At 72.9% G+C, this 26,233-nt stretch carries 29 protein-coding genes; 18 read left to right on the top strand and 11 right to left on the bottom strand.

Annotation, left to right across the window (positions count from 1 at the left end):
- Positions 1–280 precede the first annotated feature (280 nt).
- The 5 genes from OG542_RS39510 to OG542_RS39490 all read left to right on the top strand — a co-directional run bounded on the left by OG542_RS39510 (position 281) and on the right by OG542_RS39490 (position 5,425).
- Entirely contained in the window at positions 281–958 is a 678-nt protein-coding gene (locus OG542_RS39510; RefSeq protein WP_193482865.1) for a nucleotidyltransferase family protein, read from the top strand.
- Between the two features lie 10 nt (positions 959–968).
- A complete protein-coding gene (locus OG542_RS39505) occupies positions 969–1,256 on the top strand; it encodes a BON domain-containing protein (protein ID WP_328417540.1) in 288 nt (95 codons plus the stop codon).
- On the top strand, positions 1,253–2,017 hold the full coding sequence (locus tag OG542_RS39500) for a metallophosphoesterase family protein (RefSeq protein ID WP_328417538.1): 765 nt from the start codon (positions 1,253–1,255) through the stop codon (positions 2,015–2,017). The genes OG542_RS39505 and OG542_RS39500 overlap by 4 nt, the downstream gene beginning before the upstream one ends.
- Before the next feature lie 231 nt (positions 2,018–2,248).
- On the top strand, positions 2,249–3,913 hold the full coding sequence (locus OG542_RS39495; RefSeq protein ID WP_328417536.1) for an alkaline phosphatase D family protein: 1,665 nt from the start codon (positions 2,249–2,251) through the stop codon (positions 3,911–3,913).
- Between the two features lie 144 nt (positions 3,914–4,057).
- Positions 4,058–5,425, top strand: coding sequence for a carbohydrate-binding protein (locus OG542_RS39490; protein WP_328417534.1), 1,368 nt, complete (start codon positions 4,058–4,060; stop codon positions 5,423–5,425).
- 61 nt (positions 5,426–5,486) lie between these two features.
- Here the strand turns inward: OG542_RS39490 and OG542_RS39485 are convergent, their stop codons facing one another.
- Genes OG542_RS39485 through OG542_RS39465 form a run of 5 tightly spaced genes read right to left on the bottom strand, consistent with a single transcriptional unit; the run spans position 5,487 to position 9,382 of the window.
- The gene (locus tag OG542_RS39485) at positions 5,487–6,608 is read right to left on the bottom strand and encodes a serine hydrolase domain-containing protein (RefSeq protein WP_328417532.1); all 1,122 of its coding nucleotides are present in this window, start codon (positions 6,606–6,608) and stop codon (positions 5,487–5,489) included.
- A complete protein-coding gene (locus OG542_RS39480; RefSeq protein ID WP_328417530.1) occupies positions 6,605–7,522 on the bottom strand; it encodes a DUF6895 family protein in 918 nt (305 codons plus the stop codon). Before OG542_RS39480 ends, OG542_RS39485 begins: the two co-directional genes overlap by 4 nt.
- Positions 7,519–8,481: a DUF6895 family protein gene (locus OG542_RS39475; RefSeq protein WP_328417528.1), complete on the bottom strand. Its 963-nt coding sequence runs from the start codon at positions 8,479–8,481 to the stop codon at positions 7,519–7,521. The genes OG542_RS39480 and OG542_RS39475 overlap by 4 nt, the downstream gene beginning before the upstream one ends.
- Positions 8,478–9,173, bottom strand: a complete 696-nt coding sequence (locus OG542_RS39470) for a hypothetical protein (RefSeq protein WP_328417526.1) — start codon at positions 9,171–9,173, stop codon at positions 8,478–8,480. The genes OG542_RS39475 and OG542_RS39470 overlap by 4 nt, the downstream gene beginning before the upstream one ends.
- 20 nt (positions 9,174–9,193) lie before the next feature.
- Positions 9,194–9,382 (bottom strand): hypothetical protein, encoded by a 189-nt coding sequence (locus OG542_RS39465; protein ID WP_328417524.1) that lies wholly within the window; start codon positions 9,380–9,382, stop codon positions 9,194–9,196.
- A gap of 210 nt (positions 9,383–9,592) precedes the next feature.
- Here OG542_RS39465 and OG542_RS39460 point away from each other — a divergent pair, with 210 nt between their 5' ends.
- Both OG542_RS39460 and OG542_RS39455 read left to right on the top strand, forming a co-directional pair.
- Complete coding sequence (locus OG542_RS39460; RefSeq protein ID WP_328417522.1) at positions 9,593–10,126, top strand: DoxX family protein; 534 nt, start codon at positions 9,593–9,595, stop codon at positions 10,124–10,126.
- A gap of 73 nt (positions 10,127–10,199) precedes the next feature.
- Positions 10,200–10,763, top strand: coding sequence for a hemerythrin domain-containing protein (locus OG542_RS39455; RefSeq protein ID WP_328417520.1), 564 nt, complete (start codon positions 10,200–10,202; stop codon positions 10,761–10,763).
- Positions 10,764–10,775: 12 nt separating this feature from the next.
- On the opposite strand, the gene OG542_RS39450 is transcribed toward OG542_RS39455, so the two are convergent.
- Together OG542_RS39450 and OG542_RS39445 are read right to left on the bottom strand one after the other, a co-directional pair.
- A complete protein-coding gene (locus tag OG542_RS39450; RefSeq protein WP_328417518.1) occupies positions 10,776–11,741 on the bottom strand; it encodes an NAD-dependent epimerase/dehydratase family protein in 966 nt (321 codons plus the stop codon).
- A 128-nt stretch (positions 11,742–11,869) separates the two neighbouring features.
- Entirely contained in the window at positions 11,870–12,400 is a 531-nt protein-coding gene (locus OG542_RS39445) for a hypothetical protein (protein ID WP_328417516.1), read from the bottom strand.
- 252 nt (positions 12,401–12,652) lie between these two features.
- On the opposite strand from OG542_RS39445, the gene OG542_RS39440 reads away from it, so the two are divergent.
- Together OG542_RS39440 and OG542_RS39435 are read left to right on the top strand one after the other, a co-directional pair.
- Positions 12,653–13,285 (top strand): hypothetical protein, encoded by a 633-nt coding sequence (locus tag OG542_RS39440; RefSeq protein ID WP_328418314.1) that lies wholly within the window; start codon positions 12,653–12,655, stop codon positions 13,283–13,285.
- Entirely contained in the window at positions 13,282–13,818 is a 537-nt protein-coding gene (locus OG542_RS39435; RefSeq protein ID WP_328417514.1) for a hypothetical protein, read from the top strand. Before OG542_RS39440 ends, OG542_RS39435 begins: the two co-directional genes overlap by 4 nt.
- Positions 13,819–13,848: 30 nt before the next feature.
- On the opposite strand, the gene OG542_RS39430 is transcribed toward OG542_RS39435, so the two are convergent.
- Positions 13,849–14,172 (bottom strand): hypothetical protein, encoded by a 324-nt coding sequence (locus OG542_RS39430; RefSeq protein ID WP_328417513.1) that lies wholly within the window; start codon positions 14,170–14,172, stop codon positions 13,849–13,851.
- A 384-nt stretch (positions 14,173–14,556) separates the two neighbouring features.
- Here OG542_RS39430 and OG542_RS39425 point away from each other — a divergent pair, with 384 nt between their 5' ends.
- A complete protein-coding gene (locus tag OG542_RS39425; protein ID WP_328417512.1) occupies positions 14,557–15,411 on the top strand; it encodes a fructosamine kinase family protein in 855 nt (284 codons plus the stop codon).
- A gap of 58 nt (positions 15,412–15,469) precedes the next feature.
- Here OG542_RS39425 and OG542_RS39420 read toward each other — a convergent pair whose 3' ends face one another.
- Positions 15,470–16,849, bottom strand: a complete 1,380-nt coding sequence (locus tag OG542_RS39420; RefSeq protein ID WP_328417510.1) for a hypothetical protein — start codon at positions 16,847–16,849, stop codon at positions 15,470–15,472.
- Positions 16,850–16,944: 95 nt separating this feature from the next.
- Here OG542_RS39420 and OG542_RS39415 point away from each other — a divergent pair, with 95 nt between their 5' ends.
- On the top strand, positions 16,945–17,556 hold the full coding sequence (locus OG542_RS39415) for a hypothetical protein (protein ID WP_328417508.1): 612 nt from the start codon (positions 16,945–16,947) through the stop codon (positions 17,554–17,556).
- A 91-nt stretch (positions 17,557–17,647) separates the two neighbouring features.
- Here the strand turns inward: OG542_RS39415 and OG542_RS39410 are convergent, their stop codons facing one another.
- Positions 17,648–17,884 (bottom strand): hypothetical protein, encoded by a 237-nt coding sequence (locus OG542_RS39410; RefSeq protein ID WP_261683729.1) that lies wholly within the window; start codon positions 17,882–17,884, stop codon positions 17,648–17,650.
- Between the two features lie 341 nt (positions 17,885–18,225).
- Between OG542_RS39410 and OG542_RS39405 the strand changes: the two genes are divergently transcribed.
- From OG542_RS39405 to OG542_RS39380, 6 genes are read left to right on the top strand one after another with little or no spacing between them, the layout of a single operon-like run.
- Positions 18,226–19,926: an ATP-binding protein gene (locus OG542_RS39405; RefSeq protein ID WP_328417504.1), complete on the top strand. Its 1,701-nt coding sequence runs from the start codon at positions 18,226–18,228 to the stop codon at positions 19,924–19,926.
- On the top strand, positions 19,923–20,345 hold the full coding sequence (locus tag OG542_RS39400; protein ID WP_328417502.1) for a roadblock/LC7 domain-containing protein: 423 nt from the start codon (positions 19,923–19,925) through the stop codon (positions 20,343–20,345). Before OG542_RS39405 ends, OG542_RS39400 begins: the two co-directional genes overlap by 4 nt.
- Positions 20,342–20,704, top strand: a complete 363-nt coding sequence (locus OG542_RS39395) for a DUF742 domain-containing protein (RefSeq protein WP_328417500.1) — start codon at positions 20,342–20,344, stop codon at positions 20,702–20,704. Before OG542_RS39400 ends, OG542_RS39395 begins: the two co-directional genes overlap by 4 nt.
- Complete coding sequence (locus OG542_RS39390; protein ID WP_328417497.1) at positions 20,676–21,302, top strand: GTP-binding protein; 627 nt, start codon at positions 20,676–20,678, stop codon at positions 21,300–21,302. The genes OG542_RS39395 and OG542_RS39390 overlap by 29 nt, the downstream gene beginning before the upstream one ends.
- Entirely contained in the window at positions 21,299–22,537 is a 1,239-nt protein-coding gene (locus OG542_RS39385) for a cytochrome P450 family protein (protein ID WP_328417495.1), read from the top strand. Before OG542_RS39390 ends, OG542_RS39385 begins: the two co-directional genes overlap by 4 nt.
- A complete protein-coding gene (locus OG542_RS39380; RefSeq protein WP_328417493.1) occupies positions 22,534–23,754 on the top strand; it encodes a cytochrome P450 family protein in 1,221 nt (406 codons plus the stop codon). Before OG542_RS39385 ends, OG542_RS39380 begins: the two co-directional genes overlap by 4 nt.
- Positions 23,755–23,968: 214 nt before the next feature.
- Here the strand turns inward: OG542_RS39380 and OG542_RS39375 are convergent, their stop codons facing one another.
- Positions 23,969–25,462, bottom strand: coding sequence for a helix-turn-helix domain-containing protein (locus OG542_RS39375; protein WP_328417491.1), 1,494 nt, complete (start codon positions 25,460–25,462; stop codon positions 23,969–23,971).
- 136 nt (positions 25,463–25,598) lie between these two features.
- On the opposite strand from OG542_RS39375, the gene OG542_RS39370 reads away from it, so the two are divergent.
- On the top strand, positions 25,599–26,219 hold the full coding sequence (locus OG542_RS39370; protein WP_184598807.1) for an L-threonylcarbamoyladenylate synthase: 621 nt from the start codon (positions 25,599–25,601) through the stop codon (positions 26,217–26,219).
- Positions 26,220–26,233: the final 14 nt, after the last annotated feature.

Genomic DNA, 26,233 nt, shown 5'->3' with positions numbered 1-26,233 from the left:
AGCGGCGCGCCGGCCACCGGTCGCCTCGGCAAGGCGCCCCGGCGACGTATCCCACGCGCCGGGCGTCGAGCGGACGCCTGCCGTTCCGGCTCGCAACGCGCCGGTCGAGCAGCCTCCGTAGCCCGTCGCGGCATCGCCGCAAAGCAGTCCCCGGTCCGGGCCTCTTCGGAAGCCGTCCGTGTCGGTGTGGGTGCGTCGGGTACTCAGAGCAGGCACGCGGGCCGCATCGGGTCCGGGGGCGCGTGGCAGCGGAGTGTCCGGTTCGGCGAATGGAGTGGTCATGACGGAGAACGGTGATGACGCGACGCTCGTCCGGCGGCCGGGGATACCCGACCTCCGACTGGCCCCGGACCGGCCCGAGCCCGCGCCACCCCAGGACCCGCAGGCCGGCGAGCCGCCGCAGGAACTGCCCCTGGACCGCAACCAGGCGATTCTGGAGGCGGCCAAACAGGTCGGTGCCCTGCTGAAGCGGGAGGGGCACCTCTTCGCGCTGGCCGGGAGCGTGGCCGTCTACGCACACGGCGGTGAGAAGAACCTCCAGCACGACGTCGACTTCGCCATCCGCCCCGAGGACGCGGAGGCCGTGGCGGTCACACTCCGGGACGCGGGGCTGACCGTCTACACCCCGCCGGAGGACTGGCTGATCAAGGCCACCTGTTTCGGCCAGCCGGTCGACATCATCTTCGAGCTTGCGGACCGGCCGGTCGGCGCGGACATGCTGGAGCGGGCGGAGGAAGTCTCGGTCGACTCGGTGCGCATGCCCGTGCTGGCCCCGACCGACCTGCTGTGGAGCCTGGTCGCCGCCTTCTCCGAGCACCACTGCGACTTCGGCGCGGCCCTGCCCATCGCACGTGCCCTGCGCGAGAAGGTCGACTGGGAGCGGGTGCGGCGCGAGTGCGGGGACGCGCCCATGCCCGCCGCCTTCTTCTTCCTCCTGGAGCGTCTGAACGTCATCTGAAGGAGCACCTATGAGCACCCACGGTTCCCAGGACACGGGCGGCGCGCCGCCGGCGCAGAACCTGGACTACCGCATCGCCCACCTCCAGGACCGCCTCGCCTCCGGCGAACTCGGTGAACTGGGCGTACGGGTCGAGGCCCGCGGCCGGACGGTGCTGCTCACCGGCACCGTGCCCTCGGCCCCCTGCCGCGACGAGATTCTGCGCACCGCCATCGAGGAGCTCGCCGGGATACCGGTGCACAGCGACCTCGTGGTCACCGAGGCGTCCTCCCCCGACCACGCGGAGGAACTCACATGATCCGCATCGCAGCCGTCGGAGACATCCACATGGGGCCCGACAGCCAGGGCCTGCTCCGCCCCGCGTTCGAGACCCTGCCCGAGTGCGCCGACCTTCTGTTGCTGGCCGGGGACCTCACCCGGCACGGCACCCTCGAGGAGGCCCGGGTGGTGGCGCGGGAAATCCAGGGCCTCGCGGTCCCGGTGGTCGCCGTCCTGGGCAACCATGACCATCACGACGACAAGCCCGACGAGGTCACGGCCGTGCTCAGGGACGCCGGCGCCCATGTCCTCGAGGGCCAGGGGACGGTCGTGCCGTGCGGCGGGGCGCGTATCGGCGTGGCCGGCACCAAGGGGTTCGGCGGCGGCTTCGTCGGCCGCTGCGCCGGGGAGTTCGGCGAGCCGGTCATGAAGGAGTTCGTCAGGCACTCACGCCGCTGCGCCGACGGCCTGCGGGCGTCGCTGGAGCGGCTCGGCGAGCAGGGCTGTGACGCGCGGATCGCCCTGACCCACTACTCCCCCGTCCCGGACACGCTGGCCGGCGAACCCCTGGAGATCCATCCGTTCCTTGGCAGCTATCTGCTGGCCGAGGCGATCGACACGGCAGGCGCCGACCTCGCGGTGCACGGGCACGCCCACGCCGGCACGGAGCACGGCATGACGAGCGGCGGCGTACGGGTGCGCAATGTCGCCCAGCCGGTCATCGGGCGGGCGTTCCACGTCTACCACCTGCCGGTCCGTGACCACGCGACCACCGGGGCCGCCGCCCGAGCCGCCCGGTAGCCCGACCCCCGCTCCCCCCTCCGCCGCCGGCCGACGCCGGCGGCGTTTTCCGTGTTCCGCGACAGGTGCGGCGAGGGGCTGTTCCCGTACGGCCTCTGGTGTGAACGCCCCGCAGGTCGTGCCCGTTTTAGGCATTTTGTCTGCTTAGCATGCATGCTCCGCGCTCCGCACGTCGGCGCTGCCCCACGCGTCCGCCCGGGGGCGCGACTGCCCTGTACGAGAGGACACCAGATGACGCTGACGGGCCGTCGAAAAGCACCGTCCGAGCATGCCTTCAGCCCGCACGACGCGGTACTGCGCACCGCGGCGCCGCACGTCGCCCGCCGCCGCTTCCTGACCGTCACCGCGGCGGCGGCGATGCTCGCCTTCACCACCAACCGGCCGGCCCGCGGCGCCACCGCCGCTCCGGAACTGGACGCCGCCCGGGTCTCCGACGACCCCTTCACCCTCGGCGTGGCCTCCGGCGATCCGCTGCCCGACTCGGTGCTGATCTGGACACGGCTGGCCCCCGAGCCGTTCACCGCGGACGGCGGCCTGGGCCAGGAGCGGGTCGCCGTCTCCTGGGAACTGGCCACGGACGAGTGGTTCGCGCTCGTCGAGCAGCGGGGCGTCGCCACGGCGCATCCCGAGTACGCCCACAGCGTGCACGTCGACATCAAGGGCCTGAGGCCGAACAGCCACTACTACTACCGCTTCCGGGTGGGCAGCTGGATCAGCCCCACGGGCCGGACCCGTACGGCACCGGCCGCGGGCAGCGCCACCGACGGCATGCGGCTGGCCGCCGTGGCCTGCCAGGCCTACCAGGACGGCTACTACACCGCCCACCGGCATCTGGCGGAGGAGGACGTCGACGTGGTGTTCCACCTCGGCGACTACCTGTACGAGTACCCGGTGGACTCCGCCGGCGGGGCCCGCCGCTACAGCGACCGCAAGCTGCCCGACGTGTTCAACCGCGAGACGACCACCCTCGCGGACTACCGGCTGCGCTACGCGCTCTACAAGAACGACCCGGACCTGCGCGCCGCTCATGCCCGGCACCCGTTCCTCGTCACCTGGGACGACCACGAGACGGAGAACAACTACGCGGGCGCCTTCGACGAGAACGGCACCTCCCCGGAGCAGTTCCTGGCGCGACGTGCCGCCGCCTACCGGGCCTACTGGGAGAACCAGCCGCTGCGCGCCGAGCAGCTGCCGCAGGGCCCCGACGCCCGGCTGTACCGTCGGCTGGCCTGGGGGTCACTCGTCCAGTTCGACCTCCTCGACACCCGCCAGTACCGCTCCGACCAGGCCTACGGCGACCGGCCGCACGCGCCGGGCACCGAGTCGGACGACCCGGCCCGCACCCTGACCGGCGCCGCGCAGGAACGCTGGCTGCTGGACGGCTGGCGGGACTCCGGCGCGCTGTGGCACGTGATGCCCCAGCAGGTGTGCTTCTCACAGCGCAAGTTCGACGCGAGCGGGCCGGCCCGGGTCTCCATGGACGCCTGGGACGGCTACCGCGCCTCCCGCGACCGGGTCACGGCGGGCGCGAAGGCCGCCGGCATCGACAACTGGATGGTCCTCACCGGCGACGTCCACGTCGGATACGCCTTCGACATCAAGGACGACTTCGACGACCCGCAGTCCAGGACGCTGGGCACGGAGTTCACCTGCACCTCCATCTCCAGCGGCGGCAACGGAACCGAGAAGCCCGACAACTGGGACACCTACCTGCGGGCCAACCCCCACATGAAGTACTACGACGGCCGGCGCGGCTACGTCCGGGTCGAGCTGGGCCGCGAGAACGCCCAGGTCGACTTCCGGACCGTCCCGTCCATCACGCAGCCCGGGGGCTCCGTCTCGACGACCGCGTCCTTCGTCACGGAGGTGGGTTCGCCCGGCCTGAAGTCCGCGTGACACGCCCGGCGTCCGCAGTACTGCACTTGGCGCCCTTCCCCGCGCCCAAGCGCGAAACGGGGCGGCCCGGGACATCACTCCGGCCCGTTCAGGCAAGGCCTATGGCTTGCGGCAGTTCCACCGTGATCGAAGGAGACACATCGAATGGTCCACAGACACGCCGTGACCGGTCGCCGGGCGGCCCTGACCGCGTTCGGCGCACTCGTCGCCACCGGGCTCCCCTCCGCCGTGGCGGCCGAGCCGGCGCCCCCGGCGGGACCGCTGCCCTCGGCCGCCCAGACCCTCGGCGCCGACCGGCCGTCGGCTCCGGTGCTGCGCGCCCTGGAGCGCGACCTCGGGCTGACACCGGCGCAGGCGTCCCTGCGGCTGGTCAACGAGGCGGAGGCGGGCACCCGGGCGGGGCGGCTGCGCAACGCCCTGGGCAACCGCTTCGCGGGGGCCTGGCTGCGCGGCACGACAGCGCAGGAGCTCGTGGTGGCGACCACGAACGCCGCGGACGTGCCCGCCATCAAGGCCCAGGGCGCCAAGGCCGCCGTCGTGAAGAAGACGCTCCGGGACCTCCAGGTGGCGAAGAAGAAGCTGGACGGGGCAGCGGCCCGTGCCGACACCCGTGACACGCCCCTGTGGTACGTCGACATCCCGGCGAACCGGGTCGCGGTGGAGGCCCGGAGCAAGGCCGCGGCCGCCGCGTTCGTCAAGGCCGCGGGCCTCGACGCCAAGAGCGTGGGCGTCACGGTGACGGCGGACCGGCCGCGCCTCATGGCGGACGTCACCGGCGGCGACGCCTACTACATCAACGGCAGCGCCCGCTGTTCGATCGGCTTCTCCGTCACCAAGGGCGCGCAGCAGGGCTTCGCGTCGGCGGGCCACTGCGGCAAGAAGGGCGCCACCACGACCGGGTTCAACCAGGCGGAGCAGGGCACGTTCCAGGCCTCCACGTTCCCCGGCAAGGACATGTCGTGGGTGGCCGTCAACGACCAGTGGACGACCACGCCGAACGTGAAGGTCGAGGGCGAGCAGAAGGTACAGGTCACCGGCTCGGTCCAGGCGCTCGTCGGGGCCGCTGTCTGCCGCTCCGGCTCCACCAGCGGGTGGCACTGCGGCAAGATCGAGCAGCATGACGCCAGTGTCAGCTACGCCGAGGGCAGGGTGGACGGACTGACCCGGACGACGGTGTGCGCCGAGCCGGGCGACTCCGGCGGGCCCTACGTCGCGGGAGTCCAGGCGCAGGGCGTCACCTCCGGCGGTACGGGCGACTGCAAGAGCGGGGGCACCACGCTCTATCAGCCCGTCAATCCGCTGCTCAGCGACTTCGGCCTCACCCTGAAGACCGCCGCCGCCGAAGCCGCGGCACCGCAGGGCAGCGTCGCGCAGACGTGGGCCGTCGGCCGTGTCTACGAGGCCGGTGTCACGGTGATCCACGCGGGGGTGCGCTACCGATGCCTGCAGACCCACCAGGCGCAGGGCGTGTGGGCGCCCACCCGCACTCCGGCCCTGTGGCAGCGGGTGTGACGACGGGTCAGGGCCGTCCGGCGCCGGTGCGGCACGTGCCGCGGGCGCCGGGCGGGGCCCGCTACTCCTCCGTCAGCAACGCGTACGCGCCGGCCAGGAACGGGTCGTGGGCGCGGAAGCGGCGGGTGCACACCGCGGCCAGGGCCGTCCCGGTGTCGGGGCGGAAGCCCAGGAGCGCCTGCTGGCCCAGGGTCGCTCCGCTGTGGAAGTACATCGGTCCGCCGTCGGTCGGGTGACAGAACCAGGCGGTGGTGTGGACGTGCCGGTGCCCGATGCCCCGGCGGAGCACGGGGCGGCGCACCTCGCGCAGGGCCGCGGCGAGTTGTGGTGATGGGCCGGTGGGGTCCAGATGGGCCTCGAGGAAGGTGAGCAGGTCGTGCGGCGTGGCCCGTACGGCACCCGCCGCCTGGAAGCCTCCGGCGTCGAAGGCGGGCACGGGTGAGCGGCCGTCCTTGCCGTGCCCGAGTGCGTCGAACCCGGAGTCGTCCGCGCGCAGGGTCGTGCCGTTCAGGCCGAGCGGGCGCAGGACCTGGTCGGTGAGCAGGTCCTCCCACGGTGTGCCGGTCGCGGCGGCGAGTGCGTGTCCGAGTACGGCGACGCCGTAGTTGGAGTAGCGCCATCGGGTGCCGGGGCGGTGGCGCGGCCGGTGACGCAGGAAGGCGTCGACGACCCGGGCGGCCTGGAAGCGACCGTAGGGGTTGGTGTGCCAGGCGGGCAGAGCCCGGAGGAAGAAGCCGGACGGCAGGGCGGGCAGTCCGGAGGTATGGGTGATCAGATGGGCGAGCGTCACCGGGTTCGCACCGGTCGGCCGCCTCTTGTCCAGGAAGGCGGTGGCCGGTTCACCGCCGGACAGCAGTTTGCTGTGGATCAGCCGGGCCAGCAACAGGCCGGTGAACGTCTTGGCGGCCGAACCGATTTCGTACCGCAGGTCCTCCCGTGAAAGCGGCGGAGCCGGGGCGGTACCGCCGCTCAGGACGGTGCGGCGCCCGTGCCGCGAGAGGGCGAAGACGACGTCCGGCGCGTCGGCCGCGCTGACGGCGTCCGCGAGCCGGGCGTCGAGTGGTCCGTCGTCCAGGGCGAGGTCCGGTGACTGGACGCGCGGGGCAGGGCGAGCGGCCGCGGGCGTGGCACGAGGGGCGTCGAACTGTTCGCCCTGCCACGAGGCGTGCCGACGGGGTGTCACGAGGCGTGTGCCAGGCGGGACAGGGAGCGGGAGGTGGCCAGTACGGAGGCGTAGGCGGCGACCAGGGTCGGGTGATAGACGATGTCGAACACCTCGTCGGGGGCGCCCTGGGGCATCGACCGCAGGGCGGGCATGGCCCCGTCGGGCTGCTGTGCGGCGGCGAAGCCCTCCCAGGCCCGTTCGTCCAAAGTGGGGCGGGGCAGGCAGGCGTCGACCACCAGCAGTTCGCCGAGCAGGTCCCAGCGCTCGAGGTCCAGCCAGTCGTCGATCCAGACGGGCAGCCAGGTGGCGAGGTAGTCGGCGGTGGCGGGCGGCAGACCGTCCGGGTTCTCCCCCCAGTCGGTCAGGTGGAACACGTTGTGTGTGACGTCGTAGGCGATGTGGCCTTCCACGGTCCAGGGCTCGGGGGTGCGGGCCAGCCAGGTCGTGTCCCGCAGTTCGGCCTCCGGAGGACGCGGCGGGAGGCCGAACCGGCGCTGGAACGCCGACAGCCCGAGCCTCCGGGTGGGGGTCGCCTCGAACGACACCCAGCTGTCCAGCCGGTGGTTCAGGGCGGCGGCCCGCTCCACTTCCGGCTGGCTGTAGCCGAGTTCCTTGAAGGGCAGGTACACCTCGAACGGGATGGGGGAGATCGGCTCCGTGAGCTGCCCGCGCACCAGCATGCGGCCGCCGTCCAGCGTCTCGCGCCAGGCGTGGTCGAGGAGTTGCCGGGCGAGCTGTGCCTGGCGCGATCCGGCGACTCCCTCGCGGAACAGCACCTTGCAGATCATGGCGAGTTCGCCGATGGGTTTGAAGCGCTCCAGGAACCCGACCTCGGGGTCGACGTCGGGTTCCAGCTGAAATCCGTCGCGGTGGGCCCACAGCCATTCCAGGGCGCCCGCTCCGACGTTGTGGATCAGGCGGGTTTCGGTCATCCCAGCACTCCTTGTCCGCCGGGCCGGTGGTGCGTGTCTGCCCGGGCTCCGTCCTCGAGACGCCCTGTGGTCAGGGTTGCCGCGAAGGCGGCCATGAGGGTGGGGTGGTAGTGGGAGAGGAAGTCGGGGCCGCCGTCGTGGTCCGCTCCGCCCCCTTGCTCCGGGATCGCGCCGGAGGGGTGCTGTACCGCCGCGACCCGTGCCCAGGCGTCGTCGAGGACGGCTGGTTCCGGCAGCAGCGGCAGACTCGCCGCCACGGCCAGAAGCTCGCAGCCGAGGTCCCACATCCCGGCGTCCAGACAGGTGTCGAGCCAGGGCGGCAGCCAGTCGGCCAGGTAGCCGGCCAGGTCCGGTGGGACGCCCCCGGGCCCGGCGCGCCCCCAGTCGGTGAGGTGGAAGACCACGTGGGTGAGGGAGTAGCCGGAGGACTGCTCGAAGGTCCAGGGCTCGGGCAGCCCGGCCAGCCAGGTGTGCCGCAGCGCCTGCGGCATCGCGTCGGAGGCCCGGATGCCGCTGCGTGTCTCGGCGTTCAGGACGCCGAGCCGCCGGGTGGGCTCCTGCTCGGTGAGCCGCCAGCCGCGGGTGCGGGCCACCGTGGCGGTGGCCGCCTCGTAGCCGGGGTGCCGCAGGCCCGCCGCGGCCATGGCGGCGTACACCTCCAACGGGTAGGTGGCGAAGGGCTCCAGCCGTTGCAGGCGCACGAACAGCTCTCCCCGGCCGGTCTGTTGCCAGGCGAAGGTCATGAGGTCGGCCGCGCACGCGTGGAGCGGATCCGGGGGGGCGGTGTGCCGGGACACGGTCGCGCACACCTGGGCCAGTTCCCCGAGCGGTTTCCAGCTGCGGTTCACCTGTCCGTCGACGGCCAGCGCGTCCTCGCCCAGCGCGAACTGCTCGCGATGCGCGGACACCCACGCCAGCGCGTCCTCGGCCACCTGCCGTGGCGCCCGTACATCCCTCACACGAACGCTCCCGTCCGTGTCAGCCGTGCCGCCCTCACCTGCAGCGCCACGAGTGGGTCCTGTCCGCCCATCAGCTCCACGAAGTCCAGGCCGTTCTCGAGGCCCAGCGTCCGCGGTACGCCGTCCAGCAGGGTCAGCCAGCGTCCGGCGCCGGCCGCCTGCCGCCAGTCTCTGCGGCGTACGGCGCGCACGAAGCCGCGGGCGACGTCGACCGGCCGGTGCACGGCGGCGCGTGCCACCGCGCTGTCCTCGCCGGGCAGGGCGAGGGCGGCCAGCACCGCGAGCTGGTGCGTCAGGAGTTGCCAGGTCGCGCCCTCGAGCCAGGAGGCGTCCGGCTCTTCGTCCGGGCCGTCGGCGTGGCCCGGGTCGAGCCGCCGCATTGTGCGTCGCATGGCCCAGTGGCTCCACACGACGGTGGGGGCGGCGTGGGCGCCGGGCGGATAGGTATCCACGGCCTTTTGGAACACGGCGAGTTCGTCGGGCGGGGGCGGGGTGTGCAGAAGGGTGCTCGGCAGCAACGCGTCGGCTCCCAGCACACGTACGGCCGCGAGGGCGAGGCCCTCCGCTTCCGGGTCGACCGCCGCGGGGGCGACCGCACGAGCGTGGTCTCCGCTCCGAAGAGCGGAGACCACGCCGGAAGCGAGGTCCTGCACCGCGTCCTGCAAGAGAGACGAAGTGCCTGACTGCTTCATGATTGCTCCTGTCGATCCACTCAACCCTTCTTGGGGCGCGGGGTGGGCGGCGACAGGAGGAGACCGAATCCGCCCTTGAACAGCGCGAGTGCGGCGCACTCACGGCTGTCGCGGTAGACACCGTCGGTCTCTGCGGGGTCGAGTGCCGCCTCGATGTCGGCACTCTGGATGCCCGTCAGTTCCTTGGCGACCTTGTCGGTGGGGGACATTGCACCATCTCCTTGAGGGAAGCGGATGCTTTCTCCTCTAGTGCACCTGATGGGGACAAATCATGCCAACTTACCCATGAGTTTATTTACATCACTTGTTCAACATCCAGCGCACGCGTATCAGCCCTGCGGCGCGAACCTCGTGCGTGCTTTCGCCCCTGGCGGGGAACCCGGCGAGCGCTGTACCCACCGACACCCTTGGAGAGGGCCATGAGTCTGTTGCGCGTGCTCGGCCGCCCCATGCTGGCCTCGATGTTCCTGACGGGCGGCCTGAGTTCCGTCCGTGCCCCGGAGGACGTCGCCCCGGTCGCCGAGCCGGTCGTACAACCGGTCACCGAACGCGTCTCGGCGCTGCCCGACCGCACCGAGCAGGTCGTACGGCTCAACGGCGCCGTACAGGTCGTGGCCGGCCTGATGCTGGCCACGGGGCGCATGCCACGCCCGGCCGCGCTGGCCATCGCGGCCACGCTGGTGCCCACCACGCTGGCGGCGCACCGCTTCTGGGAGGCGGAGGACCCCTCGGAACGGGCCCAGCAGCGCATCCACTTCTTCAAGAACCTGTCCATGCTCGGGGGGCTGCTGATCGCCGCCGACGACACCGGCGCCCGCCCTTCGCTGATGTGGCGTGGCACCCACGCCGCGCACGGCCTGCGGCACGACGCGGGACTGGTGCGCCGCTCCGTCCGTGCCACCGCACGGCCGGCCGCCGCGGCCGGCCGGGTCCGGGCCAAGCTTCCCGTCTGAGTCGTCGGGGCTGTTCGGGACGGCGCGTTAGCCCATTGGGGCCGGGGGGACCCGGGGGCTGGAGGTGAAGGACATGGGACACGGAGGAAACGTCATCGACGAGCTGGTGACCGATCACCGCGAAGTCGAGGAGATGTTCGGCAGGATCGAGGCACTGCCGTCCGGTCACCAGGACCGCAAGGTGTACGCGGACCAGGTCACGATCGAGCTGGTACGGCACTCGGTGGCCGAGGAGGCCTATCTGTACCCGGCCGTACGCGAGCACGTGGCCAACGGGGACACCCTTGCCGACCGGGAGCTCGAGGACCACGCCACGGCCGAGCGCCTCATGAAGGATCTGGAGGACTGCGACGCGGGCGACGCCGACTTCGACCGGCTGATGGGCATGCTGATGAGCGAGATCCGCTCGCACATCGCGGACGAGGAGGGGAACCTCTTCCCGGCCCTGCGGCAGGCCTGTCCGATGGACACGCTCAACGAGCTGGGCGACAAGGTCCGCAAGGCTAAGAAGACCGCCCCGACCCGGCCGCACCCGGCCGCCCCCGACAAGCCCCCGGCGAACAAGCTCCTGGCTCCGGGCACGGGGATGGTCGACCGGCTGCGCGACGCGCTGACCGGCCGCGGCAAGTTCGACTAGGCAGCGGGTGGGTCAAGCGGCCGTCGCGTCCTCGCGGAACCAGGCGATCGCGCGCCGCAGCCCTTCCTCGGCGCGTACCTGCGGCTCCCAGCCGAGTTTGTCGCGGGCCAGTGTGATGTCCGGGCAGCGCACGGCCGGGTCGTCCACCGGCCGTGCGACGGGGCGGATCTCCGAGGCGGACCCGGCGAGTTCGACGATCAGTCGCGCCAGGTCGAGCATGCTGATCTCGGTCGGGCTGCCGATGTTGACGGGGCCGCGCATGCCGTGGGCGGCCGCCGCGAGGACGCCGCGCACGGTGTCGTCGACGTAGCACAGCGACCGGGTCTGCCGGCCGTCGCCGGTCACGGTGAGGGGCTCGCCCGCCAGGGCCTGCCGTACGAAGGCCGGCACCACGCGTGCGTCCTGGCCGTGCATCCGGGGGCCGTAGGTGTTGAACAGCCGCACGATGCAGGTGTCGGTGCCGCGGGTCTCGGCGTGGGCGGTGGTCAGCGCCTCGCCGAAGCGTTTGGCCTCGCCGTAGACGCTGCGCGGGCCGACTGGGTTGACGTTGCCCCAGTAGCGCTCGTCCTGGGGGTGCTGCCGTGGGTCGCCGTAGACCTCGGAGGACGAGGCCAGGACGAAGCGTGCCCGGGAGGAGTGTGCGAGTTCCAGGGCGTTGCGGGTGCCGAGGCTGCCCGTCTCCAGGGTGTGCAGCGGCAGCCGCAGGTAGTCCGCCGGGGACGCCGGCGAGGCGAGGTGCAGGACGAGGTCGGGCCGCTGCTTGACCGGCAGTCCCTCCGTGACGTCGGCCTGCACCAGCGTGAAGCCGGGCCGTTCGAGCAGCGGGGACAGGTTCTCGGCCCTGCCGGTGCTGAAGTCGTCCACGCAGGTGACGGCGGCGCCCGCGTCCAGCAGGGCCGCGCACAGATGGGATCCGACGAATCCGGCACCACCCGTGACGACGGCGTGTTCCCAGCTCCGTGTGAGGGCGGTGGTCATGTCGGTCTCTCCTCCGTCAGCGGCGTTCCCACGCTCAGCGTCCGCCGCCCGTGTGAGCAGGGCACGGTCGCGTACGGCAAAGAGGTGAGTGACGGAGGGTGAGGATGGCGCCCGGCAGGGGCGCCGGGTCAGGCGATCAGTGTGCGGCCCGGGTGGAGGCGGTCCAGGAGCTGGGAGTGGTGCAGGCCGGCCACCGGGGCGAGCAGGTCGGGGTGGCGCAGCAGGACGGCTGCGCGCCGGTCGCCGTCGTCGGGGGCGACGAGCCGGCGGAACTCGGCCGGCGTGCCGGTGCTGTGGCTGCCCTCGGCGAGCGCGGCCACCGCCCGGTCGGCCAGCTCCGGGGCGGTGAGCAGACAGGCCGCCCAGCTCGCGACGACCTCGTCCACCCAGGTGCGCCAGGCGTGCGCGTCGTCCCCGTCGTCGCCCGGGGCCGCGTCGGCGCCCGTGACCCAGTCGAGCCGCCCGGAGCCGCCGGGGCCCGCCATGCCCAGCAGGCCGGCGTCCATCTCCGTCGGGTACCTGAGCCACGCCGCGACCGTCACGGCCTGCCGGGCCTGCACCTCGCACAGGGCGGAGGCCAGCGCGCCGCCGGAGGCGGGGAAGGCGCGGGTCAGCCACTGGGCGGTCGCCGCGATGACAGGGGAGAGATCTGTTTGCACTGCCGGGCCGTCCGAAAGGGTGGGGGTAGTGGGGATCTGCTCGTAGACGGTAGCCCCCGTCGTGCTCGCCCGGGCGTGACGGGGACCTCGTCCGTGACGTGGCCTCGGCCACATCGCCAGAGCCCGGAGGGAGCAGCCCCGGTGCCGTTTCGCAGCGAAGGGGCCGGGCACCCGGCCCCCGTGCTCTTCCATGGGCCCGGCGAGTCCGGCGAACCCAGTGGTCCGGCCCGGTGTACCCGAACCCGGTCGCCGCTGCGCACACTGCGCTTCGACGGCTGGATCGCGGGGATCGGAACGGCGTCCGGCGCTCGCGTGGTGCTCGGGCACTGGGCGAGGTCGCCGTTCGGGCCGTTCAGCGACGTGATGTTCGAGGAGCCCGGCGGCCTGCGGCTGCTGCTGGCGCCCTCGCGGGAGACGGCGGCCTTTGTGGCCGGTACGTATGTCTTCGACGAGGTACGGGTCGTGCCGGTCGCGGTGCGGGTCACCGACCGCCGGCACTGGGCGGTCTCGGCGCCGTCGCTCGACCTGCGCTTCAGCACCGGCCGCAGGGGCCTGCCGGGCCTCGCGCTGCGGGCGGTGCCGGGCCGGCTCGCCACCCGCCCGGGCTGGATCGCGCTGTGGGACCGGCCCGCCCGGCTGCTGCTGGGCGCCCGCACCCACGGCAGCGCCCGGGCCGACCGGCACCAGTGGTACGGCGTCCGGGACCTGCACCCCGTCACCTCGGCCACCGTCACCTACGGGGGCGAGAGCCTCGGCGCTCTCGCCCCGGTCGAGCCTCCCGTGCGGTTCGGGCCCGGCTCGACGCCCCGAAGTCCCTGCGTCGTACGCGTCACCACGCGGGTGGCCGTGGCACAGGGCCGGAGCAGAACAGGAGCAGTGCCATGACGGAACAGCGAACGGACCCGCCGGGCGCACCGGGTGCTCCGGCCACGGACATGTCCCTGCTGGGCATCTACCTCAACGACCATCTCGCCGGTGCCACCGCCGGGACCGCTCGGGTCCGCTATCTGCTGCGCTCGTGCGGTGATCCGTCGCTCGCCGACGCCCTGGCTCCGATCGCCGACGAGATCGCCGAGGACCGGGCGAGCCTGCTCCACATCATGCGGCGGCTGGACGTCCCGGTACGGCGCTACAAGGTCTACGCGGGCCGGGCGGCCGAGCAGATGGGGCGTCTGAAGAGCAACGGCAGCCTGGTACGGCGCTCCCCGCTGAGCACGCTGTGGGAGCTGGAGGCGCTGCGGCTGGGAGTGGACGGCAAGACCGCGGTCTGGCAGGCACTCCGCGCCCTGGCCGGCACGGACCAACGCCTCGACGCGCGGCAGCTCGACGACCTCGTCGAACGGGCCCGGCGGCAACACACCTCGCTGGAGGAACTGCGCCGCAGACAGGTCGACGTCGCCTTCCGCGCAACCAGCTGACGCGCAGCGCTCCGGAGAATCGGCCCGACGTCACCAGAACCTGCTGCTGAGGGCGGGCTGATGCGTCAGATCCACGGCGTCCCGCAACCGCAGCGCGACGCTGATGACGGCGCGCAGGGCCGAGGGGCGTACGGTCTGGGCGGTCTCGGTGGCCAGGACCAGCAGGCAGGCCGCCGCCTGCTCGACGACCGAGACGGGGAGGGTGAAGTCGCTGTCGGCGGCCGCGCGAAACGCCTTCAGGGGGATCGCGGCTCCGTCGATGGCCCGTTGCGCGGCCTGCTCCAGGTGCTGTGCGGCCTGTTCGCACACGGGGGCGGGCAGGGCGATGGTGCGCTGGAACGGTGAAGTCGTCATGCCCGACTGCTCCCCCGGCGGCCGCCGGTTCTGTCGGTGGGCGGCGGGATTTCACCGTCCCGCGTGACCGGCGCGTGGCGAATGTCCCGGAGGAGAAGGTCGCCGGCAACCCGGAGTTCGACGTTTCGCTGTACGCCCAGAACATCCAGGCGTCCATCGACATCGGCCCGGTCACCACGGCCCGCTCCGCTCCGGTCGCCTGGGCGATCGTGAGCACGTACTGGAACGGCGGGTCCGGCAAGGCCGACTTCACGGCGTACGCCGGCCTGGACGCGACGCGGCCGATCCAGCTGCTCGACGTCGACTGCTGTTCCGGGAGCTGCACGACTCCGCCACGTCCGTACGCTGGTCGCAGCTCAGCCGCGGAGTCGAGGAGGACCACGTATGACCGCCCGTACGGACGCCGTCGCCCGGCTCACCGGACGGGTGGTCACCGGCGAACGGCCCCTGTCCGGGGCCCTCGCGCAGGTCACCCTCGACGACGGGCGGGTGGTGGTCGTCAAGCGTGCCGACGATCCGGGGGCGACGCGGGCCGAGGCGGCCGGGCTGCGCTGGCTGGCCGGTGCCGGGGCGGTGCGGGTACCGGGCGTGCACGGCCACGACGGCAGCTGGCTGGTCATCGACCGGGTTCCGCAGGGGCGGGCGAGCCGGGAGGCGGCGGTCCGTTTCGGTCGTGACCTGGCGGCCCTGCACGCCGCCGGGGCGCCCGCGTTCGGCGCGCCGCCACCGGACGGGCCCGCCGACGCGTACATCGGGCTCGCCCCGATGCGCAATGAGCCGGGCGCCGACTGGCCGCGCTGGTACGCCGGGCATCGTGTCCTGCCGTATCTGCGGCGCGCCGTCGATCAGGGCACCGTCCGCCCTGGTGAGGCGACCGTCGTGGAGCGGCTGTGCGAGCGACTGCCCGGGCTGGCCGGGCCGGCCGAGCCGCCTGCCCGGCTGCACGGCGATCTGTGGAACGGCAACGTGCTGTGGGGGTCCGACGGGCAGGTGTGGCTGATCGATCCGGCCGCGCACGGCGGGCACCGCGAGACCGACCTGGCGATGCTGCGTCTCTTCGGATGCCCCCACCTGGAGGCCGTGCTGGAGGGCTATCAGGAGCAGGCGCCGCTCGCCCCCGGATGGGCGGACCGCACCGGCGTGCACCAGCTGTTCCCGCTGTTGGTGCACGCCGTGCTGTTCGGCCGGGGGTACGCGGAACAGGCCCTCTCGGTGGCCCGTGGCGCCCTGTCGGGGTGACTGGCGGCGGCCGGGGAGGATGGTCAGTGCGTGAACCGGGGCGCGGTCGGAGGTCGGGCTACGAACGCCGCCCCTCGACCACGGACCAGACCTCCCTGAGGAGGGCCGGATAGTCCTCGCCGTACGTGACCACGGCCGCGTACATCGCGTCGAACGCCGCCTGGAGCGGGTCGGATTCGGCGGCACCGGTGATCGCGGGGAGGGCCGCGTGGGGCTGGGAGATGCGCAGGGACGGGTCCGGCCGACCGATGCTGATCATCACGGTGGGCGGGGTGGAGCCGGAGGCCGGCGGATTCGCCATGGTGGTCGGCGATTCCGTCTCGGCGATCGACCGTTCCGCCTCGGCGGCCGGCGGTTCGGCCACGGCCGGCAGCGGTTGGGCCTGCGCGACCACCGTTCTCGCCACGGCCGCTGCCGGGCCGACCACAACCTGTGCCGCCTCCTCGGCGTGCAGGCCGTGGTCACCCGGGGACAGGGGCGGCCGGAAGGGGGGCCGCTCGGGCGGGACGGCACGGCCGACGGTGCGGTCCGGGACGCGTGGGTCGGTGGCCAAGGTCTGCCACATACGGGCGTCGTCATCGAAGGGCGGTGGCAGCGGGCGGCCTTCGGCCAGGGCCGTGAGCGCGTCGGCGACCCAGTCGAGGGTGGTGAGACCGGCCGCATCACAGGCCCGGCGGGCGGCGAGCAGGGCCACCGCGCGCTGGGTGGCGGGACCGGAGGCGTCGAGGGCGTGGACCAGGGCGGGGTCGAACAGGAGGAGGCCGCGGACGTTGCCGCCGACGTCGCGCAGGGCCTGGCTCGGCGACTGTCCGCCCCACTCCCAGCGTTCGCGGGCGAGCAGACGCTCCCGTCGCGCCGTCTCCTCGGCGAGGCGGGCCAGGCGTTCGGCTTCGGCGCGTTCGGCCGGGGTGGGGGGCGGCGGCAGTTCGCGGGCGTAGCGGTGCCAGTTGGCGGCGCTCAGCGAGGTCTGTTTCAGGACGCGGTCCGGCTCGGGCGGGGCTGGCCAGAACTGCAGGAGATAGCAGTCCAGTTGGGGCTCGTCGTCCAGCCGGGTGTCCTCCTCGCCCGCCCGGTCCATGCCCTGGGCGCAGTACCGCACCCGGTAGTCGGTCTCCTCCAGGCCGAGCGGCCAGGAGGCCTCGCCCGCCCACTGCACGAGCGCGCTGTCCGGCGACACCGGACGGAAGGACACCTCCACCACGTCTTCCCAGACCGGGTCCAGCGGCGGGGCCTCCTCACACACCTCGACCGTGAAGCCGACGCCGCCGGTGTGCAGGCCGGTGCTCAGCCAGAGGGAGCCCGGTGACGCCGCCCCGCACAGCCCCGCGCACTGCCCGGCGAACGCCTCATCGAGGCCCGGCCCGTAGCCGTCCGGGTCGCTCTCGACGTAGATCTGGCCATAGTGCACATGCACCTCTCCCTCGACCGGCCTGCGCACGATCAGCTCCTCCTCGCAAGGGGTGGAAGGGTGAGCAGTCGGCATCGTGGCATCCGCCACTGACAATCAGAGCGCGATCATGGGAGAGCGGAAAGATGCGGCACGTCTACTGGATCGGGGGCGGCAGCGGTGCGGGCAAGTCCACGATCGCCCGCCGGCTCGCCGATCGACACGGCTGGCGTCTCTACCCGACGGACGATGTGATGCGGGACCACGCTCGACGGACCACCGCCGAGGAAGCGCCGCTCCTGCACGAGTTCATGGCCATGGACATGGACGAGCGGTGGGTGAACCGGTCTCCCGACACCATGCTCGAGACGTTCCACTGGTTTCGCGGCGAGGCCTTCGGCCTGATCGTCGAGGACCTGCTGCGCATGCCGCGGGAGACGGGTGTCGTGGTCGAGGGGTTCCGCCTGCTGCCGCACCTCGTGCAGCCCCTCACCGCACCCGGGCACGCCGTCTGGCTCCTGCCCACACCGGATTTCCGCGATGCCGCGTTCCGGAGCCGGGCCACTCCAGGCGGCGGATTCACGGCCAGGACCAGCGACCCGGAGCGGGCCGACCGCAACATCGCCGTGCGCGACGACCTGTTCACGAGACGCCTCCGCGAGGAGACCGCACGCCTCCGGCTGCCCACCATCACCGTCGACCTCACGATGTCGGAGGACGAACTCGCCGAGCGGGTGAGCGAGCTCTTCGGGCTCTGACCGCCGCCGGCCCTCGGCGACGTCGACGGCTCGACAAGAGGGCGCGGACACCGCCCGTCGGCAGTGTGCGCGCCCTGCGGCCCGTCGGGCCTCAGCCGCCGTCGAGGCGTGCGCGCAGGAGCCGCTTGCCCAGTTCGGCACCCTTGCGGCTGTCCGCCTGGGCCTTGCGGAACAGGTCCGCGACCTCGGTGTCCTTGGCGCGCTCCGCGTCCTGGATGTAGCTCTCCAGGCGCAGCGCGTTGTTCAGGCACGCCTCGACGTACCAGATCAGGTTGTAGTCCTTGTCCTGCGTACCGGTCACGCCGCCGGTCTCCGTCTGACTGGTCATTCGGATCTCCTTCTCGCGGAGCGGACGTCTTCAGGCGCCTGACGGGTACCCGTCCGCCGATCGGGCACACAGCTCGCGGGTATCACGTTCAGTGACTTCTCGGTTACGACCACCGGGCGGACTCTCCCCCTCGCCGGTCAGACCCGCACGCACCGCCAACTCCCCTCCCCTGCACGGCAATCCCGACAGTTACCCCAGATACGAACAGACGGCGATCACTTTCGGAACGAAGTGGCGTTCCACCGTGCGAGATCAGTCGATGACGGTGTGTACTGTGCTGCGGGTAGCTCGCCAGAGCACCTCGGACTCCGCCCTGCCCGACTCTCCCTGGAATCGCTTCGATGATCGAACTACCGGACCTGGCCGTCGGTGGTCTCGCCCTCGGCGCACTGTCCGCGTTCGCCCTCGGCGGCGGGCTGCTGCGCTCCCGGCGGCAACTGGAGGCCCAGCGCGCGAAGACGGCCGCACTGCGGGCACAACTCGACGGCACCTCACGGGCGTTCACGGCCGAGGTCGAGCATCTGGCGGCACGGCGCCTGCCCTCCGCCGCCCGGCAGGCAGCGCATCCCCACGTCACCGTGCCCGGCCCGCTGAGCCCGCAGCTCGCCGGTTCGCCCTTGGGATTCGCGCTGGAGCAGGTGCTGAAGGGGCTGCACGCCGAACTCGCCGCGCAGCGCACCCGGATCGACGCCGCCGCGCAGGCCGGGATGCGCGGGGCCACCCGGGAGATCCAGGCGGCGCTGTACCGGTTGCAGGACGCCCTGCGCGGTCTGCAACAGCGCTATGACGACCCCGAGCTGGCGCAGACCCTGTTCGAGCTGGACCACGAGAACGAGCAGTCGCTGCGCCGCGCGCAGATCGCCGCGGTGGTGTGCGGGGCCTGGGTCGGGCTCGCCCGGGAGGAGTCGCACCTGGTGGACGCGGTGACGGGCGGTCAGGCCCGGCTCGCGGGCTACCAGCGCGTGCGGATCCACAACCACCTGGCGGCCGGCACCGCCCTGGTGTCCCACGCCGTCGAGCCGGTGGCCATCATCGTCGCCGAACTGCTCGACAACGCGCTGCGGCACTCCGCGCCCGACACCGGCATCGTGGTCAATCTCGAGGCCGTCCACCACGGTGCCTGTGTCACCGTGGACGACGCCGGGCTGGGCATGACGCAGGACGAACGGGCCCGGGCCCAGCGCATGGTGGGCAGTTGCGAACCGATCCTGCTGACCGAGCTCGGCGACCCGCCGCGCATGGGACTCGCCGCGATCGGCCAGCTCACCCGGCAGTTCGATCTGAGCGTCGACCTGTCCTCCCCGTCCCCGTACGGCGGTGTGCGGGCGGTGCTGCGGATCGACCGTCATCTGCTGACGCGGATCGACCCCGAGGAACTGCCCCCGGCGGCCAGCGCCCCGCGCTCCACCCGCAGGGAGGCCGTGCGGGACACGGCGGGCGGCTCCGCCTCGCCCCGTGGCGCGGAGCCGGGCGCGCCCTCCCCGTCCCCTGGAACCGAACCCGCCCGGGCCGCCCCGTCCCACGGAGCCCAACCCGCCCCGGCCGCCGTGTCCGACGGGTCCCAGGAGCCCGACGAGCCCGCGCCGACCGCCGGGTCCCACGGGTCCCACGGGCCCGCGCCGACCGCCGGGCCCGACAGGCCCGAGCCGGCCGCCACCGCCCCGGACCACGAGCACGGCTACGGCACGGACCAGGAGGACCGGGCCGGCGCCCCGGCCCCGGGCCACCACAGCCCCGGTGACAGCGGCGGCCTCCCCCAGCGCCGTCGCCGCAGCCGAGCCGCGCCGCCGTCGGACACCCAGGGCTCCGGATCCGCGCCGGCTCCCGCTCCACAGCGCGGGCCCCGGCGCCCCGAGGAGTCCGCCGCCGCCCTCGGCGCGCTCCAGTCCGGCACGGCGGCCGGACGTTCCTCGGCCGCCAGGCCGAACGCCGGCGCCTTCCCAGCCGTACCTGAGGGTGCCCCGGCCACGACCACGGCCGACGCGGCATCCGACGACACCGACCACGACCTGAACGACCACGAAGGGGGAACGGCTCGATGACCAGCCGCGCAGCGGGGGACACGGCATGGGTGCTCGAACCGGTCCTGGAGGTGCCGCACGTCGTGGCCGCCGCCCTGCTCACCCGGGACGGACTCGTGACGGGCTACACCGACGCGCTGTCGCAGCCGTCCGCCGAGCGGGTCGCCGCCATCACCAGCACCGTGCAGGGCGCCTGCCGTACCGCGGCGGCGGCGTTCGCCGACACCGACCAGGCCGAGATACGGCAGGTCGTCATCGAGTCGGACCACGGCTATGTGCTCATCGTGCCGACGGACCACGGCACCTGCGTGGCCGCGTACGGCGATCCCGAGGTGCGCCTGGACCTGCTCGCCCACCGGGTGCACTCGCAGGTCGCCCGGCTGGGCGAGAAGGCGATGACCGCCGGCCCCCGAGGTGCCGACGGCGGCACGCCGGCATGACCGGCCGCAGAGGCGGCCGTCCCCTGGTTCCCGCGTACCTGTCGACCGGCGGGGTGGCGCGGCCCAGCCGTGCCCATCTGGAGCGGCTGTCCGTGCTCACCGCCAGCGGTGAGCCGGCTCCCCCCGATCTGCCCGCCGCCCAGGCGGCCCTGCTGGAAGAGCTGGAGTACGGGTCGCTGACGGTCGTGGAGGCCGCTGCCCTGCTGCGGCTTCCGGTCTCCGCCGTGCTGGTGCTGGCCGCCGGCCTCGTCGACCGCGACCTGGCACTGGCCCGCGCGCCGATCCCGCCCGCCCGTCGCTTCGACCCCGACCTGCTGAAGAGAGTGGCCGATGGCCTCCGCGACCTCAAGCACCGTTGACGCCCGGCCCGGCGGCACGGACATCCACCTCCCCGACACCGCGCGCGACCTGGTGAAGATCCTGGTCACAGGGCCCTTCGGGGTGGGCAAGACCACCCTGATCCGCTCCGTCTCCGAGATCCGCCCGCTGCACACGGAGGAACAGCTCACCGAGGCGTCCGCGCAGGTGGACGATCTCGCCGGAGTGCGGGACAAGTCGACCACCACGGTCGCCATCGACTTCGGCCGGATCAGCCTGCCGGGCGGGATCGTGCTGTACCTGTTCGGCACGCCCGGCCAGGAGCGGTTCCGGCCGCTGTGGGACGACATCGCCTACGGGGCGCTCGGCGCGCTCGTCCTGGTCGACGCGCGCCGGATCGACGCCTCGTTCGACGTGCTCGGGCTGGTGGAGGAGACCGGACTGCCGTACGCGGTCGCCTTCAACACCTTCCCGGACGCGCCCCGCCACCACACGCCCGAGCAGTTGCGTGCCGCCCTGGACCTGGAGCCGACGACCCCGATGGTGACCTGCGACGCGCGGGAGGCGGACTCCTCGATCGACTCCCTGCTCGCCCTGGTCCAGCACCTGATCGACCACCGACCCGCGGAGCACCGGTGAATCGTTTGTCCCCCGCCGAGCAGGCCTTCTCCCTCGCGTCGCCCGTACGCCTGTGGGAGGACGGCTTCGCCCGCGACCCGTCCCCCTACTACGCGGCCCTGCGCGCCCACGGCCCGGTCGGCTGGGCGGAACTCGCGCCCGGGGTGGCCGCGTACGTCGTCACGGACCGGCGGGCGGCGCTGGACCTGCTGCACGACACGAAGACGTTCTCGCACGATCCCCGGCCGTGGGAGGCGACCGTCCCCGACGACTCCCCGGTGCTCGGGATGATGCGCTGGCGGCCCAACACCCTGTTCGCCGACGGCGCCGCCCACATCCGCTACCGCACCACGCTGATCGACGCCTTCGACCTGGTGGAGCCGCACGACCTTCGGGCCCGGATCCACCGGGCGGTGCACCTGCTGGTGAGCCGGTTCGGGCCGCGGGGCGAGGCCGACCTGGTCGGCGAGTTCACCAGGCCGCTGATGGCGCTGGTGTTCAACAGCCTGTTCGGGCTGCCGGACAGCGCGAGCGACCGGCTCGACTCCGCGCTCGGCAAGCTGATCGAGGGCGGCGCGCAGGCGGCGGAGGGCGAGGCCGAGTTCGGCGGGTACGTGCTGGAGCTGATCGCCGCCAAGACCCAGCGGCGCGGCGACGACCTGCCGAGCTGGCTGCTGGACCATCCGGCGGGGCTGACCCCCGAGGAGGTCACCTGGCAGGTGTTCCTCACGCTCGGCGCGGGGCACGAGCCGACGGCCAACCTGGTGTCGAACGCGCTGTCCAGGATCCTCGGCAACCCGGCCTACTACTCGACGCTCACCAGCGGCGCCCGTCCCGTGACGGACGCGGTGCTGGAGGTGCTGCACCACGAGACGCCGCTCGCCAACTACGGCATCCACTACGCCCGTACGCCCGTGACCTTCCACGGCGTGTGGATCAGGGCGGCGGTGCCGGTGGTGATCTCCTACGGGGCGCTGGCGCAGGCCGCCGAGCAGGAGCGCGGCGCGGACCGCCACCCGGGGGACGCCTCCCATCTGTCCTGGTCGGCGGGCCCGCACGCCTGCCCGGTGAAGCAGCACACGCTGCTCATCGCCACCGAGGCGATCGAACGGCTCACCCAGTGGCTGCCCGACCTGGAACCCGTGCTGCCCCGCGAGAGTCTCACCTGGCGGCCCGGCCCGTTCCACCGCTCGCTGACGGCGCTGCCCGTCCGTTTCAGTCCCCGCTCCCCCGATCAGCCAGGAGGACGACCGTGACCGACCGCATCGCACTCGACCCATCCGGCGCGGACATCGCGGGCGAGATCGCCCGGCTGCGCACCCTCGGCCCGATCGTGCCCGTGGAGCTGCCCGGCGGCATCCCCGCCTGGGCGCCCACGCGCTACGACACGCTGAAGGAGCTCATCCTCGACTCGCGGGTCAGCAAGGACCCGCGGCTGCACTGGCGGCTGTGGCCCGAGATCGGCGAGCATCCGTCCTGGGGCTGGATCGTGAGCTGGGTGGGCGTGGTCAACATGCTCACCGCCTACGGCCCGGACCACACGCGGCTGCGCAAGCTGGTGGCACCCAGCTTCACGCACCGGCGCACCGAGGCGCTGCGGCCCCGGGTGGAGGCGATCACCGCGGAGCTGCTGGACGCGCTCGACGCGGCCGGCGGCGAGGTCGTGGACATCAAGGAAGGGTTCGCCCATCCGCTGCCGATGCGGATCATCTGCGAACTGTTCGGTGTGCCCGACGAGTTGCACGGGGACACCGCCCGGATGATCGCGGCCCTCATGGACACCACCGATCCGAGCCCGGAGCACGCGGCGTCCGTCCAGCGGCAGATCGGCACCGTGCTGCCCGCGCTGATCGCGCACAAGGCCGCGCACCCCGGTGACGACATGACCACGGAGCTGATCAAGGTCCGGGACGAGGACGGCGGCCGGCTCAGCGACGAGGAGCTGCTGTACACGCTGCTGCTGGTCATCGGGGCCGGCTTCGAGACCACCGTCAATCTGATAGGCAACGCGGCCGTCGCCCTGCTCCGCAGCCCCGAGCAGCTGGCGGCCGTGCGGTCGGGGGAGATCGGCTGGGACGCCGTCGTCGACGAGACGCTGCGGGCGCACCCGTCGATCGCGTCGCTGCCGCTCCGGTTCGCCGTCACCGACCTCACCGTCGGTGACGTCACGGTCCCGGCCGGAGACGCCATCCTCACGACGTACGCCGCCGCGGGGCTCGACCCCGAGCACTACGGTGCGGACGTGGGCGTCTTCGACGCCACGCGCGCCGCCGACGACCATCTGGCGTTCGGGATCGGGGTCCACCGGTGCATCGGCGCACCACTGGCCCGCCTGGAGGCGCTCACCGCGCTGCCGGCCCTGTTCGACCGCTTCCCCGACCTAAGCCTGGCCACCGGTGACGAGGATCTGCGGCAGGTGCCGTCCTTCATCGCCTTCGGCTGGCAGGAGATCCCGGTGCGGCTGCGGGGCTGAGCCCGCCGACGGGCAGCTCGCGGGAGCGCGACCGGTCCCCCGTTCCGGTCGTGCCCCCGCGGTGCGTTGAACTTACGTCCATGGCAGAGGCCTTGTGAACCGCGTCGATGCCCGTTGCACGCTCAACAAGGCTCACCCGTGCACAGCCGAGTCCGGTTGACCCTGTTTCGTCCCGCCTGGGGCTGGCCAACCGGTTGCCCCTGAGGCAAACCGGTCAGTCGTGGCGGTGGAAATCCGGCACGTCGAGATCACCGACGGCCAGGTGCGCGAGCACGACCTCGTACAGGTCGGTACCCGCTGCCAGCAGCTGGCGTTCCAGGACGGGTTCGGCGCTGCGGACGTGCTCGCGCACGGTCTGCGCGTGCACGCCCAGGGTCTGCGCGGCCCGTTCGGCGTTGCCGCCGGCGGCGATCCAGGTGCGCAGGGTCCGGCGCGGGTTCCTGGCGTCCGCGTCCAGCCGGCCCAGCAGGTCCTGTGCCCAGGTGCGCACGGCGGGGCCGGACAGCAGGTCGGAGAGCCGGAGTCCGGGGTTGCCGGTGTCGCTCGCCAGATGCGCGTCGGGCAGGCCGATCTGGGTGTTGAGCGCCAGGTGGACGACGGCCCGGACCGTGAGGTCGGCGAAGTCCGTGCCGAGCAGCCCCTCGACGCGTTCCATGCGGGCGCGGACGGTGTTGCGGCTGACGCCGAGGACCTTGGCGGCGTTGACGGCGGTGAACTCCAGGCCGAGACGGTTGGTGGCGAGCAGTTCGGCGCGGGTGTGGTGGGGCAGGGTGTCGAGCGGGCGCAGCACGCGGGACGTCCAGCCGCGCAGCGCCACCGGGTCCATCAGGCGTTCCGGGTGGGTGCGCTCGGCGTACACGGCCGTCTTGTCGGGCCGGAAGTGGGCGACGGCGAGGGCGCTGACGGCCTGTCCGTACGCGGTGGCGGTCCGGGCCAGGCTCTGCCGGACGCTGCCGCCGAGGAAGAGGTCGGGGTGCCGTCCCACCAGTGACCGCAAGGCCTCGCGCGTGGCGTCACGGGGGCTGACGACGATCACGTGCCCGTCCATGGCCGGGCAGCGCACGACCAGGGCTTCCTCCCCGGTGCTGTCCAGGCACTCCTCGGCGATGCGGTCGCGTACGGCGGGGCCGGACTCGACCACGTACACGCACGCCGTGTCGGCGTCGAGCAGTCCGGGCCAGAGCCCGGCGGCGACGCGGCGGGCGGCGACGGTGTCCTCGACCATGAGCAGCTGCAGGATGGCCAGGCGCAGGTCGGAGGTGGCCCGCCGGAGCCGGTGCCCTGCCGCGGTCGACTCGCGCGCCGCCAGCAGGAGCTCGATCACCTGAGCGGTGTGGGTGACCACGTCGGAGGACCGCCGGTCGAAGGGGGTCTCGCGGGAGACGGCCAGCACGCACGCGTGGGAGGGGTGTTCCACCCGGACCAGGCGCAGGTGGCGCTCCCGGCTCTCCCAGGCGGCGGAGGCGATCCGGCCGGCGGTGATGTCCGTGACGAGGTCCTCGTCCAGCGGCAGCCGGTTTCCGGCGATGAGATTCCCGGCGGCGTCCTGCAGGGCCACCGATCCGCGCACGGCGCCGGAGAGCCAGGCGACGACTCTGCGGACGTCGCGTCCCGCCGGGCGCAGATGCTCGAGCAGTTCCTCCGCCCACGCCGGACCCGCGCCGGCCGGCGTCTCCTGCTGCCGGTTCCCGTCCTCTCGGCCAGCCACCTCGGCCTTCCCCTCGCTCCTCGCACCGCCTCCGGCGCACCGGTCGGGGACGTTACCTCACGTGTGCCACGCACTCATCCCTGGCCGAAACCCCACCCTGCGCCACCGATCCACGCGGGCGGCATAAGCTCGGCAGATGGCGAAGTACTACGACGTGCACCCCGACAACCCCCAGCCGCGCACCATCGGCCAGATCGCCGACAGCATCCGCGCGGACGCTCTTGTCGCCTACCCCACGGACTCCTGTTACGCACTGGGCTGCCGCCTGGGCAGCCGTGACGGCATCGACCGGATCCGGGCGATCCGCAAGCTGGACGACCGGCACCACTTCACCCTCGTGTGCCAGGACTTCGCGCAGCTCGGCCAGTTCGTGCGAGTCGACAAGGACGTGTTCCGCGCGATCAAGGCGTCGACACCCGGCAGCTACACCTTCATCCTGCCCGCGACGAAGGAGGTGCCGCGCATGCTGCAGCACCCCAAGAAGAAGACGGTCGGCGTCCGGATCCCGGACCATGTCGTCACCCAGGCCCTGCTCGCCGAGCTCGGTGAGCCGCTGCTGTCCAGCACGCTGCTGCTGCCCGGCGAGGAGGAGCCGATGACACAGGGCTGGGAGATCAAGGACGAGCTCGACCACGTCCTGGACGGGGTGGTCGACTCCGGCGACTGCGGCACCGAGCCGACGACGGTCATCGACTTCTCCGGCGGGGAGGCGGAGATCGTGCGGCACGGCGCGGGCGACACCTCACGGTTCGAGTAAAGGGTACGCCAAGG

This window comes from Streptomyces violaceus, assembly GCF_036014075.1.
Classification (GTDB): domain Bacteria; phylum Actinomycetota; class Actinomycetes; order Streptomycetales; family Streptomycetaceae; genus Streptomyces; species Streptomyces violaceus.
The sequence above is the reverse complement of the archived record's forward strand: the minus strand, read 5'-3'. Positions and strand labels throughout refer to the sequence as shown.